General features: G+C 74.2%; 13 protein-coding genes. 6 read left to right on the forward strand and 7 right to left on the reverse strand.

Translation table 11 applies throughout. The features are described 5' to 3' along the window. Nucleotides 1-55 precede the first annotated feature (55 nt). Nucleotides 56-505 carry an SRPBCC family protein gene (locus AC1Q5D_RS16825; protein WP_481739606.1) on the reverse strand — a complete coding sequence of 150 codons (450 nt, stop codon included), beginning with the start codon at nucleotides 503-505 and terminating at the stop codon, nucleotides 56-58. A 135-nt stretch (nucleotides 506-640) separates the two neighbouring features. On the opposite strand from AC1Q5D_RS16825, the gene AC1Q5D_RS16830 reads away from it, so the two are divergent. Further along, on the forward strand, nucleotides 641-1,252 hold the full coding sequence (locus AC1Q5D_RS16830; RefSeq protein ID WP_481739607.1) for a flavodoxin family protein: 612 nt from the start codon (nucleotides 641-643) through the stop codon (nucleotides 1,250-1,252). A 126-nt stretch (nucleotides 1,253-1,378) separates the two neighbouring features. Here the strand turns inward: AC1Q5D_RS16830 and AC1Q5D_RS16835 are convergent, their stop codons facing one another. Further along, on the reverse strand, nucleotides 1,379-2,647 hold the full coding sequence (locus AC1Q5D_RS16835) for an MFS transporter (RefSeq protein ID WP_481739608.1): 1,269 nt from the start codon (nucleotides 2,645-2,647) through the stop codon (nucleotides 1,379-1,381). A gap of 78 nt (nucleotides 2,648-2,725) precedes the next feature. Here AC1Q5D_RS16835 and AC1Q5D_RS16840 point away from each other — a divergent pair, with 78 nt between their 5' ends. Continuing rightward, on the forward strand, nucleotides 2,726-3,928 hold the full coding sequence (locus AC1Q5D_RS16840) for an MFS transporter (protein WP_481739609.1): 1,203 nt from the start codon (nucleotides 2,726-2,728) through the stop codon (nucleotides 3,926-3,928). Nucleotides 3,929-4,322: 394 nt separating this feature from the next. Continuing rightward, entirely contained in the window at nucleotides 4,323-5,558 is a 1,236-nt protein-coding gene (locus tag AC1Q5D_RS16845) for a glycerophosphodiester phosphodiesterase family protein (protein ID WP_481739610.1), read from the forward strand. Nucleotides 5,559-5,562: 4 nt separating this feature from the next. On the opposite strand, the gene AC1Q5D_RS16850 is transcribed toward AC1Q5D_RS16845, so the two are convergent. The 4 genes from AC1Q5D_RS16850 to AC1Q5D_RS16865 all read right to left on the reverse strand — a co-directional run bounded on the left by AC1Q5D_RS16850 (nucleotide 5,563) and on the right by AC1Q5D_RS16865 (nucleotide 9,862). Next, nucleotides 5,563-6,912, reverse strand: coding sequence for a dihydrolipoyl dehydrogenase family protein (locus AC1Q5D_RS16850; RefSeq protein ID WP_481739611.1), 1,350 nt, complete (start codon nucleotides 6,910-6,912; stop codon nucleotides 5,563-5,565). 54 nt (nucleotides 6,913-6,966) lie between these two features. Next, nucleotides 6,967-7,536: an HdeD family acid-resistance protein gene (locus AC1Q5D_RS16855; RefSeq protein ID WP_481739612.1), complete on the reverse strand. Its 570-nt coding sequence runs from the start codon at nucleotides 7,534-7,536 to the stop codon at nucleotides 6,967-6,969. A 111-nt stretch (nucleotides 7,537-7,647) separates the two neighbouring features. Continuing rightward, nucleotides 7,648-8,166, reverse strand: coding sequence for a MarR family winged helix-turn-helix transcriptional regulator (locus AC1Q5D_RS16860; protein WP_481739613.1), 519 nt, complete (start codon nucleotides 8,164-8,166; stop codon nucleotides 7,648-7,650). After that, on the reverse strand, nucleotides 8,159-9,862 hold the full coding sequence (locus tag AC1Q5D_RS16865; protein ID WP_481739614.1) for a DHA2 family efflux MFS transporter permease subunit: 1,704 nt from the start codon (nucleotides 9,860-9,862) through the stop codon (nucleotides 8,159-8,161). Before AC1Q5D_RS16865 ends, AC1Q5D_RS16860 begins: the two co-directional genes overlap by 8 nt. Before the next feature lie 173 nt (nucleotides 9,863-10,035). On the opposite strand from AC1Q5D_RS16865, the gene AC1Q5D_RS16870 reads away from it, so the two are divergent. From AC1Q5D_RS16870 to AC1Q5D_RS16880, 3 genes are all read left to right on the forward strand, one after another. Further along, complete coding sequence (locus tag AC1Q5D_RS16870; protein WP_481739615.1) at nucleotides 10,036-10,455, forward strand: VOC family protein; 420 nt, start codon at nucleotides 10,036-10,038, stop codon at nucleotides 10,453-10,455. Between the two features lie 4 nt (nucleotides 10,456-10,459). Beyond that, nucleotides 10,460-11,602 carry an aldo/keto reductase gene (locus AC1Q5D_RS16875; RefSeq protein WP_481739616.1) on the forward strand — a complete coding sequence of 381 codons (1,143 nt, stop codon included), beginning with the start codon at nucleotides 10,460-10,462 and terminating at the stop codon, nucleotides 11,600-11,602. A 170-nt stretch (nucleotides 11,603-11,772) separates the two neighbouring features. Continuing rightward, entirely contained in the window at nucleotides 11,773-12,633 is an 861-nt protein-coding gene (locus tag AC1Q5D_RS16880; protein WP_481739617.1) for an alpha/beta fold hydrolase, read from the forward strand. Nucleotides 12,634-12,889: 256 nt separating this feature from the next. Here the strand turns inward: AC1Q5D_RS16880 and mhpA are convergent, their stop codons facing one another. After that, a complete protein-coding gene (mhpA, locus tag AC1Q5D_RS16885; RefSeq protein ID WP_481739618.1) occupies nucleotides 12,890-14,629 on the reverse strand; it encodes a bifunctional 3-(3-hydroxy-phenyl)propionate/3-hydroxycinnamic acid hydroxylase MhpA in 1,740 nt (579 codons plus the stop codon). Nucleotides 14,630-14,666: the final 37 nt, after the last annotated feature.

Consider the following 14,666-nt stretch of genomic DNA (forward strand, 5'->3'; position numbering starts at 1 on the left):
CCGCCCGGGGTCGGGCCGTCCCGTCGGCGGGGTGGAGGTCCGGGACTGCGGCCTACTACCGGGCCGTCTGCGCGGACTCGAGGATCCGCTTGAGCTCGGCGAGGTCCTTCCGGTTCGCCGCCCGCATCGCGAGGGCCATGAACGGGGCGGCAAGCCGGGAGAACCCGCGCGGAGAGCCCGAGTTGCGCAGGGTCATCCGGGTGGCGGAGTCGCCCTCCGGCTCCCACACGTAGTCCGTCCGCATCGGGAACGAGCCCTCGGTGGTGCGCATGACCATGCGCCGTCCGGCCACGTACTCGACGACCTCGTACGTGTAGGCCAAGCGCCGGCCGAGGAACTGCGCCTCGAACGCGACCCGCGAGCCCTCGCCGACGGGCGGCGAGTCGAGCAGGCTGGCCCGTTTGATGTTCCGGTACCACTCGGGGGCGCGCATCGGGTCCGCGGCGAACGCGGAGACCTCCTCGACCGGGCGCCGGATGGTGGTGGAGACGCTGACATCGACCATGCCGCCAGCGTACTGCGGGCCGGCCGAGCGGACGCTCCGGCGCGGCCCCGCCGGAGCACGGGGGCGACCCTCCGGCCGCGCCTCGCGGCTTCCGCTCCTCTGGACCCCTCCGGCGCCGGTCCGGAGACTGGCGCCATGGCACCCCTGAAAGCGATCGTCTTCGTCTGCACCCTCAACCCCTCGCCGGCCCGCTCCAGCAGCGACCTGCTCGGTCGGCAGCTCGCCGACGAGCTGGCCAGCCACGGCGTCGAGACGGAAGTCGTCCGCGCCGTCGACCACGACATCCGCCCCGGCGTAAAGACGGACATGGGCGGCGGCGACGAGTGGCCGGCCCTGCGCGAGAAGGTGCTGGGCGCGGACATCGTGGCCCTGTCGACGCCGATCTGGCTCGGCCAGCCCGCCAGCACCTCCAAGCGGGTCATGGAGCGGCTCAACGCCGAGCTGTCCGAGACCGACGACGCCGGCCGGATCCTGCTGTTTGGCAAGGTCGGGCTCGTCGCGGTGGTGGGCAACGAGGACGGCGCGCACCACACCATCGCGGAGATCTCGGCGGCCATGAACGAGGTCGGCCTGACCATCCCGGCGCAGGGCTCCACGTACTGGGTGGGCGAGGCGATGCAGTCGACCGACTACCAGGACCTGCCCGACACCCCGGAGAACACCGCCCGCACCACGACGACGGCGGCCCGCCACGCCGCACACCTGGCCCGGCTGCTCAAGGAGAGCCAGTACCCGCCGGCCGGGTAGGGATGGTCCGCCTCTCGGCCAGGCCCGGTCCCGCGCATGAGCCTGCGGGCGTTCCTCACCCCCTGCGGCCGCGCAGGGGCCTGCGGACGGCGCATGGTGTCGCAACCGCCTGCGCCGTCCGCGGGCTCATGCGGCGGTGGGGCCCTCCGGGCGGGGCCGCGCCGCGGGCCCGCCATGGACGCTGCCGGGCAGCGCCGCGGCCAGGACGACGACGGCGGCGCCCGCGAGGGGGACCGCCCACAGGCCCATCCGGAGGCTGGTCGCGTCCGCGATGAGGCCGATGGCCGGCGGGGAGCAGAGGAAGCCGAGTCGCATCAACCACGCCAGCGCGGTCAGCGCCGTGCCGGGCCGGTAGCCGGGCAGCTCGTCGGCCGCGTGCATCGCGGCGGGCACGAGCGTCGCGACGCCCAGGCCGGCCGCGGCGAACCCGGCGATCGTTCCAGGGACGGTCGGGAACGCCAGGGCCGTGCCAAACCCGGCGGCGGCGAGCAGGCCGCCGACCCGGGCGACCCCGCGCTGCCCGAACCGGTCCACCAGCCGGTCTCCGGCCATCCGGCCGACGAACTGGGCGCCGACCATCGCCACGAACCCCAGGCCCGCCACGGACTGGGCGGCGCCCAGCGGGCCGGACAGGTAGAGCGCCGCCCAGGTGCTGCCGGAGTCCTCGATCACGGCGTCGGCCACCGCGATGAGCACGAACGCGGCCAGCGCCCAGTGCCGTGCCGCGCCGCCCCGGGCGGACCCGCGTCCGGTGGCCTCCGCACCATCCCGGGCGGACCCCGGTGCGGCGCCGCCGTCGTCGTCCTCCACGGCCACGGGGCCGGGCCCGGTCCGCAGCAGAGCCCGGGCGCCGACGGCGACGGCGGCGAAGACCAGCGTTGACACGGCCAGGTGCGGCACCAGACCGAGGCCGACGGCGATCGCCCCCGACCCCATGAGCCCACCGAGCACGGCGCCGACGCTCCACACGGCGTGGAAGGAGTTGAGGATCGACCGGCCGTACAGCCGCTGCACCCGCAGGCCGTGGGCATTCTGCGCGACGTCCGTGATCGCGTCCATGCCGCCGGCCACCGCCAGGGCCGCGGCGAGAAGCGCCCACGACGGCGCCGACCCGGCCGCCAGCAGGCCCAGCCCGGTCAGGACCGTTCCGGCGGTCGCCACGGACGTCGACCCGAACCGGCGCATCAGACCCGCCGCCGCCAGCCCCGCCGCGAGCGCGCCCAGCGGGAATGCCGCGACCGCGGCCCCGAACTCGGCATTCGTCAGCCCGAGCCCGGCCTTGATCTCCGGGTAGCGGGGCAGCAGGTTCGCGAACAGGGCGCCGTTGGTCAGGAACAGCAGCGCGACGCCCAGGCGGGCGCGGCGCAGGACGGGGGCGACGGCGGGAGCGGACACGCGGCCAGCTTAGGCGGGCCGGCTCCGCCTCGGGCCCCCCACCGCAACCGTCCGCCCCGGCCCCAGTAGGCTGGCCGAATGTCCGAGGCGAGGGGAGTGCCCGTGGAGGCGGAGCGCGCACGCCGCGGGGACGTCGGCGGCGTCCCGGAGTGGGTGCTGCGCGCCGTCGGGTTCGTGTCCTTCTTCGACCGCTTCGCGACCCCGCCGATGCTGCTCGCCCTCGCGGCCGGGACCGGGCTGACGCTGGGACAGGCCGTCGAACTGGTGGCGGTCTACTACATGCTGTACGCGCTCGGGCAGCCGGCCTGGGGACTGCTGAGCGACCGGTTCGGGCGGGTCGCGGTGCTGCGCCTGGCGCTCGCCGGGACGATCCTCGGCGGCCTGGCCAGCACGGTCTTCCTGGGCCACGGGTTCCTGGTCGCCGCCCGCGCGCTGACCGGGCTGATGGTCGGCGCCCTGTACCCGACGCTGCTGACCCTCATCGGCGACACCCGCACCGGGACCGACCGGGTCCGCTCCTTGTCCGGCCTGCAGGTCTACGGCGCGCTGGGCAACACGGGCGCGACGCTCGTGGCCGGCACACTCGCGGCCCTCGTGGACTGGCGGCTGGTCTTCGCGCTGACGCCGCTGGGCTGCCTCGCGCTGTTGGCGGCCCTGCGCGGCGCCCGCGACGCCGCCGCCGGAACCCGGCCCCCGCTGCGGCTGGCCTTCGCCCCGCCGGCAGTGGGCCTCTACGCGCTGGCGGTCCTCGAGGGCGCGGTGATCCTCGGCGGCCTGGCGTACATCGTGCCCGCCCTGCAGGACGCCGGAGTCGGCGTGACGGCCGCGGGCGTCCTCGCGGCGCTGTACGGTCTCGGGATCATCGTCGGCGCCCGGATCATGCGCACGCTCGCCAGGCGCCTGGCCCGCACCCGGATCATGGCGGTCGGCGGCGCCGTGACCGTCGCCGCGTACGGGCTCTCCGCCGTGTCCCAGGGGCCGGTGGCCCTGACGGCGACGTCCCTCGGGATCGCGCTGGCGAACGCCATCCTGCACGTGTCGATGCAGGGCTGGGCCACGGAGATCGTGCCGCGGGCCCGCGCCACGAGCGTTTCCCTCTTCGTGTGCAGCCTGTTCCTGGGCAGCTCCCTGTTCACGTTCGCGACCGCGCCGCTGGCCCAGGAGCGGATGTATGGGGCGATCTTCGCGTGGGGCGCCGGCGTCGCCGTCGTCCTGACGGCCGCCGCCGTGGCCGGGCACGCGGCGTGGGTGCGGCGGGCGGGGCACGACGGCGGCGCCTGACAGGGCCGGACCGTCCGCGACGCCCGGACTGTCCGGTGGGAGGCGACGTTCGGACCGTCCGGTGGCCGGGGACGTTCGGACCGTCCGGTGGCCGACGACGTCCGATCGGTCCGCCACGTCCGCAGCGTCCGCGACGTCATGGTTTGGCCGCCAGATCGCCGGCAGCAGCCGGTGATACCGGGCGGAAAGGGTGACTTCGCGCGGGAGGGGTGACTTCGCGCGGGAGGGGTGATGTCGGACGGACGGGGCGATGTCGCGGTCCGGCCGCCGGTCCGAGGGGCGTCACCTGCGCGTGGTGGCGGGGCCACCGGCGCTTCATCCCCGCGTGGCCGGACGGTTCCCTGCGTGGGACAGGGTCGAGGCGACCGTCGTCAGCCCCCACGAAAGGCAGACCATGCCCTCCCGCACCCTCCAGCTCCTCGGGGCGTCCGCCGCCGCGGCCGCCGGACTGATCCTGCTGGCCGGCCCCGCGTCCGCGGCGCCGTCCGCCGTCGTTGCCCCATCCGCCGCGACCGCGCCGTCGGACGCCGTGCTCATCGGCCACCGCGGCGCCGCGGGCACCGCCCCCGAGAACACCGTCGCCGCGTTCAAGGACGGCCGCGCGTCGGGCGCCGACTTCTTCGAGATCGACGTCCAGCTGTCCGCCGACGGCGTGCCGTTCCTGTTCCACGACAACACCCCGGCGCGCACCACCAATGTCGAAGAGGTCTTCCCCGCGCGGGCGAACGCCCCGATCACCTCCTTCACCTGGGACGAGCTGCAGCAGCTCGACGCCGGCTCCTACTTCTCCGAGCGCTATGCCGGCGAGAAGATCCCGCACCTGGACGACGCCGCCCGCCTCGGCACCCAGGCCACCGGCGTGTTCATCGAGATCAAGTCCCCCGTCATGTCCCCGGGGATCGAGCAGCTGGTCGCCGACAAGCTGCGAAACGACCCCCGGTGGCAGCGCCTCGTCGAGGCCGGCAAGGTCGAGGTCCTGGGCTTCGACGAGGCCTCCAACCGCGAGTTCGCCCGGCTCGCCCCGGAGATTCCGCTGCAGCAGCTCGCCGGCACCGTCCCGGACGCCGCCACGCTCGAGCGCTACGCCGGATTCGCGGACGCCTTCGGCACCAACTACCGCAACCTCGACCAGGCCGGCGCCGACCGCGTCAAGGCCGCCGGGCTCGGCCTGGGCGTCTACACCGTGAACTCCGACGAGGCGATCGAGCAGTCCCTGGCCCTCGGCGTCGAGCGCATCACCGGCGACTTCCCGATCCAGGCGGCCCGCCACCTCAAGGGGCTCGAGTCCTTCCCCGCCAACTGCGGCGTCGTCATCGCCGATTCGGTGAACAACGTCCCGGGTGCCGACCTGCAGCCCGACACGGGCGAGCACGTCGTGCTGCGCAACGACGGCGAGGCCGCCGTCGACGTCTCCGGCTGGCTCCTGCGCGACGCCGCCAACAACATCCTCGCCGTCGGCGACGGCTACGTCCTGGAGCCCGGCGACGAGTTGCGCGTCTACACGGGCACCGGCACGAACAGCGACGAAGCCTACTACAACGGGGGCACGTCGAACGTCCTGAACAACGGCGGCGACTCCGTCGCGCTGTGGACGGCCACGGGCCAGCTCCAGCACACCTACGCGAACTAGGGGGTTAGCCCTCCAGCCGGGCGAGCGCCGAGAGGTACCCCTCCGTGTAGGTGGGGAACTGGGCCACCTGGTCGCGGAGGGTCTCGAGCGGGATGGCCGCCCGGATGGCCAGGGACGCCCAGTGGATCCACTCGCCGGCCTGCGGCGCGACGGCCCACGCGCCGACGAGCACCTTCCGCTCCGTGTCCGCGAGGAGCCCCAGTTCCCCGCGCGGCTCGCGCTCGTAGGTCCAGGGCCGCGCCGTCTCCTTCGCCAGATCGACGTGGGCCCCGGCCACGGCGAGGCCCCGGTCCGCGGCCTGCGTCCGTGTCAGCCCGGCGGCCGCGATCTCCGGGTCCCCGAACACGACGCGCGGGATCCCGTCGTAGGTGGCCCGGCGCGGCCGGCCGAGGATCGAGTCGCAGACGACGCCAGCCTGGTACTTCGCGACGTGCGTGAACGGCATCCGGCCGGTGACGTCCCCGACGGCCCACACGCCGTCGGCGGCGCGGCACGAGTCGTCGACGAGCACCTCGCCGCGCTCGCCGAGCCGCACGCCGGCCCGCTCCAGGCCGAGCCCGTCGGTGGCCGGGCGGCGGCCGGTCGCGAACACGACGGCCCCCGCCGGGACGGTCGTGCCGTCCGAGAGGTCGACGACGGCGCCGCCGCCGTCGCGGCGGGCCCGCTCGGCGGTGGCGCCCGTCCGCACGTCGACGCCGGCCGCCCGCAGGTGGCGTTCGGCCAGCTCGCCGACGCGCGGCTCCTCGCGCTCCATGAGCCGCTCGCCGCGGTGGACGAGGACGGTCCCGACGCCGAACCCGGCGAGGAACGTGGCCGTCTCCGTCCCGACGGCGCTGCCGCCGACGACCACCGCGTGGCGCGGCAGCTCCGTCGCCGTGTAGGCCTCGCGGTTGGTCCAGACGGGCACGGCGTCCGCGCCGTCGAGCGTGGGGACGACGGCGGAGGCACCGGTCGCCACGACGAGGTGCTCCGCGGACAGCGTCCGGCCCGCCGCCTCCACGGTGCCGGGGCCGGTGACGCGTGCCGCGCCCTTGACGACGGCGACGCCCTGCTCCGTGTAGCCCTCGACCTGGGCCGAGTCGTCGAGGTGCCGGATCATCTCGTTCCGGTAGTCGCTGGCGTCGCGCCAGTCGAGGGACGCGCCGCGGACCCCGGCGGCGCGCTCGGCCCCGGTCCGGGCCTCCGGCGGGCGCAGCAGCGACTTCGAGGGGATGCAGGCCCAGTACGCGCACTCCCCGCCGACAAGCCCGCGCTCGACGAGGGCCACCTTCCGGCCGGCCCCCGCGAGCCGGCCCGCGACCGATTCGCCTCCCGGGCCCGCGCCGAGCACGATCGCGTCGTATCGCTGTTCCATGTCCGCTCCCGTCGGTGGGGCGCCGACCGGGTCCGGACGGCGCGCGGGGCCGCCTCAGGCGGTGATGTGGTGGGCGCGTTCCAGATCGTCGCCGAGCCGCCGGATGGCGACGCCGTGGATGATCAGCAGGGCGCCGTAGACGACGGCGAAGGCGCCGAGGACCCAGGAGAAGGCGACGACGCCGGCCGTCCGGACGAACACCAGGGCGACGCCGACCGCAACCGCCAGCAGGCCGGAGCAGAGCATCGCCCACCAGAGCGGCTCGATGCCCCGCCGCCGGAACGCGAACCCGATCTCGGTGGCCCCGAGCACCGCGGCCCACCCGCCGATGACGGCGGCCAGCGCCAGGCCCTCGGCCTCGGGCCACGCGAGGGCGGCGATGCCGGCCGCGACCGAGGCAACGCCCCCCGCGAAGACCCACCGGCTGCGCCCGTAGTGGTCCCCGGCGTAGTGGATCACGCCCGCGGCGCCGTCCATGATCGCCCAGAACGCGAAGATCAGGAACAGGGTGGCGGGAACGCCCGGATGCCAGGCGAACGCGACGAGGCCGAACACGATCCCGAGCACGCCCCGCAGGATCCAGAGGCTGCCCGTTCCCTGGGTGGTGGTCACCGGCTTCGTCATGACGCCCTCCATCGTCCGCCTGCGGCCAGCGTAGACCCGGACGGCGGTCGGCGGGAGGGGAGTGGCCGTACCGTGATCCGGAATCCGCAGGTCGGAGGGGAGTCGGCGGGGTCAGTCCTGCGCGCCGGGATCGCGCAACTTGGCGAGTAGCTCCCGCAGCTGCCGCAGCTCCGCGGGCGACCACGCGGCCAACCGCCGCGTCATGGCGCCCCGGTGCTCCGCACTGGCCGCCGCGAACCGCTCCCGCCCGTCGGCGCTGAGCCGCAGCAGCCCGGCCCTTCCGTCCTCCGGGTCGGGCACGCGGTCCAGCAGGCCCAGTTCGAGCAGCCGCTTCGCGGACCGGGACACCATCGACTTGTCGGTGTCCAGCTCCGCCACGATCCGGCCCTGGCGCACCGGGCCAAGCCGCTCCACGAGGGAGAGGACCTTGAAGTCGAACGGCAGCAGGCGCTCGTCCACCCGCTCCGCCAGGCGCCGCATCCAGCGCCGTGCGCCCATCACCAGCTGCGCGAATTCCTCCTCCACGTCCGCAACCAGGCCGGCGGTGTCCGCGTCGGCGCCGGCGGCCATGGCCCGCTCGAGGCTCTCCGCGTGGTGGTCGGCGTGCCGGCGCTCGCGCGGGTCAGCCACGGGATCCCCCCGCGCGGCCGGTGGCGGGGGTGGTGCCGTTCCGGGCGGGCACGACGGCGGCCGGGGCCGCCGCCGCGGCAGGGACGGTGGCGGCGGCGCGACCGGCGCCGCCGTCGGACGCGTCCTCGGTGGCCGCGCGCTGGGAGCGGGTCTTCGTCCCCAGGGGCAGGTTGGGCAGGAACAGCACGGCCAGGATGGTCACCAGGCTCAGCGGCGCGGCGATCGCGAAGACGTGGGCGACCGCGTCCCCGTACACGGACTCGACGACGACGCGCACGGCCACGGGCAGGGCGGCGACGTCGGGCAGCGTGCCGGAGGCGAACTGCCCCGCGGCGGCCTGCCCGTCCTCGCCGAGGGAGGCGAGCGCGGAGGACAGGGCCGCGCGGCGCTCCGCGAACAGCTCCGGGACCCGCGCGGCGAGCACGGCGCCCATGAGGGACACGCCGGCCGTGCCGCCGAGCGTGCGGAAGAACGTCACGGCCGAGCTGGCGACGCCGATCTCGGCGTGCGGCACCGCGTTCTGCACGACGAGGACGAGGTTCTGCATGACCAGTCCCACGCCCGCGCCGAGCACGAACATGTAGGTGCCGACGACGGGGAACGGCGTGTCGTAGTGGATGGTCCCGAGCAGGAACAGGCCCGCCGTCTGCAGCAGCGAGCCGGCGACGACGTACGGCTTCCACGCGCCGTACCGGGAGATCAGTGCGCCGGCGGCCGTCGAGACGAGCAGCAGCCCGGCCATCATCGGGATCGTCATCAACCCGGCCTGCGTCGCCGTCGCGCCGCGGGCGAGGATCATGTACTGGGACAGGAACACCGACGTGCCGAACATCGTCAGACCGACCATGAGCGAGCCGGCCACGGCCAGCGTGAACGTGCGGTTGCGGAACAGGCGCAGGTTCAACAGCGGCTCCGCGGCGCGCAGCTCGACGACGACGAAGAGCAGGAACGCGACGGCGGCGCCGCCGACCATCCACGCCGTCTCCGGGCCGGCCCACGCGAACTGCGACCCGGCCAGCGACATCCAGACCAGCAGCAGGGAGACGCCCGCGGAGAGCAGGACGATGCCGAGGTAGTCGATGCGGACCCGGCGCCGCGGCAGGGCGGGCAGGTGGAGCGTCTTCTGGATCAGGACGATCGCGACGACCGCGAAGGGCAGCGCCAGGAAGAAGTTCCAGCGCCAGTTGATGGTGTCCGTGACGAACCCGCCCAGCAGCGGACCCGCGACCGTGCCCACGGCCATGACGGCGCCGAAGAGGCCCATGTACTTGCCCCGGTCGCGCGGGGAGATGATGTCCGCCAGGACGATCTGGCTCAGCGCGGCCATGCCGCCGCCGCCGAGGCCCTGGAACACGCGCATCGCGATGAGGAACCCGGGGTCCTGGGCGAAGCCGGCCGCCGCGGAGGCGAGCACGAACAGGGCGAGCGAGAGCTGCAGCAGCAGCTTGCGGTTGAGCAGGTCGGCGAGCTTGCCCCAGACGGGGGTGGAGATCGTGGTGGCCAGCAGGGTCGCGGTGACGACCCAGGTGTAGGCGGTCTGGTCGCCGTCGAGGTCGCCGACGATGATCGGCAGCGAGCTGGAGACGACGGTGTTCGCGAGGATCGAGATGAACATGCCCATGAGCAGTCCGGCGAGGGCCTGGAGGACCTCGCGGTGGGACATGGCGGGCGGCGCGGCGGTGGCCGTGGATGGCATGGGGCTCCCGGGGGTGTGCGGGGGTGATGGTTGCGGTAGGTCAACTATAAGCGAATTGTTGTCCTAGGGCAACTAAATCCATGGCTGCGACCCCTCGCCAGCGCCGCGCGCCCGGAGCACAATGGGCCGTGGGCCGGATCCGGCCCGCTTCCGCGAGAACCAGGAGTGGCACCATGCAGTCTCGGCTCAACCCCTACCTCGGCTTCAACGGCGATGCGCGCGAGGCGATGGAGTTCTACCACCGCGCGCTCGGGGGCGACTTGGAGGTCAACACGTACGGGGAGGCGAACATCCCCGGCATGAACGGCCCGGCCCAGGCCGACAAGGTCATGCACTCCATGCTCACCGTCTCCGACTCCGTCGCGCTCATGGCCGGCGACACCCCCGACGGGCAGGCGAACCGGGACGGCATCTCGATCGCGCTCAGCGGGGACAACGACTCCGAGCTGCGCGGCTACTTCGACAAGCTCGCCGAGGGCGGCAACGTCATCGAACCCGTGCAGGTCGCGCCCTGGGGCGACGCGTTCGGCATGCTCAAGGACCGCTACGGCGCCACCTGGCTGGTCAACATCGCCGGCACGCCGCAGGGCTAGCGGCGTGCCGCGCGGCACCCTCGTCTACGGGTGCATGGGGCTCGGCGGCGGCTGGGACGGGTCGCCGCCGGGCCCCGCCGACCTCGCCGCCGCGCACCGGGCCGTCGACGCGGCGCTCGAGGCCGGGATCACGGAGTTCGACCTTGCGGACATCTACCGCCGCGGCACCTCCGAAGAGGTCCTCGGCCGGGTCCTCGCGGAACGCCCCGGCCTGCGCGACCGGGTCTCGCTGCAAACGAAGTGCGGGATCCGGCTGCCCGACGGCGGCGCCCCCGGACGCTACGACTCCTCGGCGCGCTGGGTCGAGCGCTCCGTCGAGGCCTCGTTGCGCCGGCTCGGGGTCGAGCGCGTGGACACGCTGCTGATCCACCGGCCCGACCCGCTCACCCCCGCCGAGGCGACCGTGGGGGCCTTCGTGCGGCTGCGCGACGCCGGCAAGGTCGGCCGGCTCGGGGTCTCGAACATGGCGGCGGCCCAGATGCGCGCCTTCGAGGCCGCGCTCGGCGGGCCGCTGGCCGCGAACCAGCTCGAACTCGGCCTGCACCGGCTGGACTGGCTCGAGGCCGAGGTCCTCGTCAACCACCCCGAGGGCTCCGACACGTCCTTCCCCCACGGGACCATCCGGCACTGCACGGAGACTGGCGCGCGGCTCCAGGCCTGGGGCGCGCTCGGGCAGGGGCGCTTCACGCGACCCGGCGGCCGGACGGCCGGCGCGTCGCCCGCGGGGCCGGCGGCGGTGCCCGCCCCGGCCGTCGACCCCGGCGGGGAAGGCGGGGCGGGCGCGGGCCCCGCCGTCGGGCACCCGGCCCCCGCGGACCGTGCCGAGGATCGCGGCCCCGCCGTCGGGTCCGCGGCCGAGCGCCAGGCCGCGGCCGACTCCGAAGGGCCGGATGCGGTTGACCGGGCCGCGGCGGACCGGGCGACGGCCGCGCTGGTGGCGCGTCTGGCCGCCGACTACGGCGCGGCACCGGAGGCCGTGGTGCTCGGCTGGCTGATGCGGCACCCGGCGGGCATCAGCCCGGTCGTCGGCTCGACGCGGCCGGAGCGGATCGCCGCGTGCGCGCAGGCGCCCGCCGTCGCCGACCGGATGGACGGCGACGCCTGGTACGCGCTCTGGGCCGCCGCCCGCGGCCGGCCCCTCCCGTAGCGGCGTCCCGACCGCGGGCCTCGGGTGGAGGACCCGCGGCGTCACGCGTTCCGGCCCGTGGAACGCCCGACGGCGCTCGCCGTGGCGGCTCCCTAGGGTGGAGGGGAGACCCGCTTGGCCTCCGGGCCCATCCCGGGCGGCCGAGCCCCGCTGCGCAAAGGAGCACCCCCATGACGATCCAGATCCCGGAATACACCACCGACGCCTTCTTCGGCCTCGAGGACAAGTGGCTCGAGACCGCCGAGGGCGAGCTGACCCACTACCACGAGCTCGGCGAGGGCACCCCGATCCTCTTCCTGCATGGCTCCGGCACGGGCGTGACCGCGGCCGCGAACTGGTGGCTGAACCTCCCCGAGCTCTCGGAGCAGGGCCGCTGCATCGCCATCGACTCCATCGGTTACGGCCAGACCGTGGACGCGCCGAACACCGAGTACGGCATCAAGGCCTGGGTCGAGCACGCCGTGCGCGTCCTGGACGCCCTGGGCATCGAGAAGACCTGGCTGGTCGGGAACTCGCTCGGCGGCTGGGTCGCGTTCCAGTTCGCGATCGACCACCCGGAGCGCCTGCTCGGCATCGTGTCCATGGGCACCGGCGGCGCGAAGAAGACCGCCGCCCTGGCCGGCCACTCCAACCCGGAGCTGTCCGAGGCCGGCGTCCGCCGCACCCTCGAGCAGTTCGTCGTCGACAAGTCCCTCGTCACCGACGAGCTGGTCAAGCTGCGCTACCAGTCCGCGCTCAACGACACGGCCTCGGACCGCCTGGCCCAGGTCGTCGAGGCCCGCGACCGCGACCGCTTCGAGCTGCCGCTGGACTTCGACGTCCTCGCCAAGCTGGACCTGCCGGTCCTGCTGATCCACGGCACCCAGGACGTCGTCATCCCTGTCTCCCGCACCTGGGACCTGCTGAACGTGGTCCCGAACGCGGACGCGCACATCTTCAGCCAGTGCGGGCACTGGTCCCAGGTCGAGCGCGCCGAGGACTTCAACGCGGTCATCAAGCAGTACCTGGCCTCGCACGGCGTGGGCGCGTAGCACCCGGCGAGCGGCGACGGCGGCGGTCCCCTCGGGGGGGCCGCCGCCGTCTCATTAACCCCTTCAACGGTCCCGCCGCGAACGAAACGACCCGCCCCATCCGAGACGCCCCGGTATGTCGGGGTATCTCGGACGGGGCGGGTCGTCTCGCGTGCGGCGGGGTGTCTCGAGCGCGGCGGGTCGTCTCGCGTGTGGCCGGGTCGTCTCGCGTGCGGCGGGTCGTCCCGGGCCGGGCCGGGGGCGGCGCGCCGGGCGGCTACTCGATGAGCGAGCTCGCGTCGTCGGGGACGACGACGGCGCCCGGCTCGGCGTCCCGTCCCGTGAACGCCATCGACTCGAGGATCGAGTCCAGGGTGGCGGGCCCGTGCTGGTTCAGGCAGGCTCCGGCCACGAAGCGGTCGGGCCGCAGGAACACCATCGGCGTGGGGCGCTCATCGAACCACTGCTTGAGCCGGCCGGTGTGGTCGCCGAGGACCAGGACGTCGTCGTCCATGTACCGCTCGGCCCACTCGCGCTGCGTCTCGGGGACGATGGCGACGAGCCGCGCCCCGAGGGCCCGCAGCTTCGCCAGGGACTCGGCGGGCAGCACGTCCTTCGGGCTGTTGCCCCACACCAGGACGGACCACCAGTTGCCGACGACGTCGTCGAGGCGCTCGTTGGCGACGTCGCGGGTGGTGACGCGCGGCTGGGGGAACTGGACGCCGACGGGGGAGACCCGCGTGTTCGCCGTCGCGACCGGGACGAGGCGGCTGGTCAGCTTCGCGGCGGCCCGACCGGGGGCCTGCGTCGTCGGGTCGGCCAGCACGCCCTCGGTGTACCGCGGCATCGGCTTGAACCGCATGTCCGCGAAGTAGCTCTTCACGGACGGGAGCAGGTTCAGCACGCTCGAGGCGGCGTCGCGGGCGGCCGCGCCGGCGGGGTTCTGGATCTTGATGACCTTGCCCAGGGTGAGGGACAGGTCGACCATGGCCTTCGCGTGGTCCTTGCGCTCGGACGTGTAGGTGTCCAGCAGGGCGCCGCCGGCCTGGCCGGACAGGACGGACGCGAGCTTCCACCCGAGGTTCGTCGCGTCGCGCATGCCCGAGTTCCAGCCCTGGCCCATCCACACGGGCATCAGGTGGGCGGCGTCGCCCGCGATCAGCTGCCGGCCCTTGCGGAAGCCGCCGGCGACGCGGGCGTGGTGCGTGAAGACGCGGCGTCGGATGAAGTCGAGCTTCGACGGGTCGGGGACGTGGTCCTTGAGCAGGGAGTTGACGAAGTCCGGGTCCGTCACCTGCTCCTCGGTTTCGCCGTCGAGCAGCATGAACTCCCAGCGACGCACGGCGTGGGGGAGCCCGATCGAGACGTAGGGGCGCTTCGGGTCCGCGCCGAGGAAGACGTTCGGGGTGCCCAGGGGATCGTTGTTGACGTCGACGACGAGCCAGCGCGTGGCCGGCGAGACGCCCTCGAAGGAGACGCCGAGGCGCTTGCGGGTCGGGGACTTCCCGCCCTCGCAGCCGACCAGGTACTGGGCCCGGTGGCGGATCTCCTCCACGGAGCCGTCGGCCCCGGTCCGGCGCACGACGGCGGTGACGCCGTCCGCGTCCTCGTGGACGTCCTCGACCCGGGAGTCGAAGTGCACCTTCACGTGCTCGAAGCGGGCCAGGCCCTCGTAGAGCGCGCGGTCGACCTCCGGCTGGATGAAGCCGTGCTTGCGGTCCCAGCCGAAGACGTCGGTCTTGGGGTTGTTGACCAGGATCGTCTTGCCCCGGCCGTTGACCAGCCGCATGATGTGCTGCGGCGTGGTGTGCGGGCGGACGGCGTCGACGAGGCCGACGGTCTGGATGGTGCGGAAGGACTCGTCGTCCAGGCCCACGCCGCGGGGGTAGTCGATCAGGGTGTCCAGCTGCTCGAGCACCGTGACGCTGCGGCCGTACATGCCGAGGATGTTCGCGAGCATCAGGCCCGCCGGGCCGGCCCCGACGATGATGACGTCGCTCTCGTGGGTGGTGTCCATGTACTGGCCTCCGCGTTGTGTAGATATCGCACGACTG

Source organism: Arthrobacter paludis (assembly GCF_056782315.1).

Bases quoted from the DNA above. Each gene is read 5' to 3' on its own strand.
- AC1Q5D_RS16855 (WP_481739612.1), bottom strand. From the start codon at position 7,536: ATGACGAAGCCGGTGACCACCACCCAGGGAACGGGCAGCCTCTGGATC.
- AC1Q5D_RS16825 (WP_481739606.1), bottom strand. From the start codon at position 505: ATGGTCGATGTCAGCGTCTCCACCACCATCCGGCGCCCGGTCGAGGAG.
- AC1Q5D_RS16880 (WP_481739617.1), top strand. From the start codon at position 11,773: ATGACGATCCAGATCCCGGAATACACCACCGACGCCTTCTTCGGCCTC.
- AC1Q5D_RS16850 (WP_481739611.1), bottom strand. From the start codon at position 6,912: ATGGAACAGCGATACGACGCGATCGTGCTCGGCGCGGGCCCGGGAGGC.
- AC1Q5D_RS16865 (WP_481739614.1), bottom strand. From the start codon at position 9,862: ATGCCATCCACGGCCACCGCCGCGCCGCCCGCCATGTCCCACCGCGAG.
- AC1Q5D_RS16840 (WP_481739609.1), top strand. From the start codon at position 2,726: ATGTCCGAGGCGAGGGGAGTGCCCGTGGAGGCGGAGCGCGCACGCCGC.
- AC1Q5D_RS16845 (WP_481739610.1), top strand. From the start codon at position 4,323: ATGCCCTCCCGCACCCTCCAGCTCCTCGGGGCGTCCGCCGCCGCGGCC.
- mhpA (WP_481739618.1), bottom strand. From the start codon at position 14,629: ATGGACACCACCCACGAGAGCGACGTCATCATCGTCGGGGCCGGCCCG.
- AC1Q5D_RS16870 (WP_481739615.1), top strand. From the start codon at position 10,036: ATGCAGTCTCGGCTCAACCCCTACCTCGGCTTCAACGGCGATGCGCGC.
- AC1Q5D_RS16830 (WP_481739607.1), top strand. From the start codon at position 641: ATGGCACCCCTGAAAGCGATCGTCTTCGTCTGCACCCTCAACCCCTCG.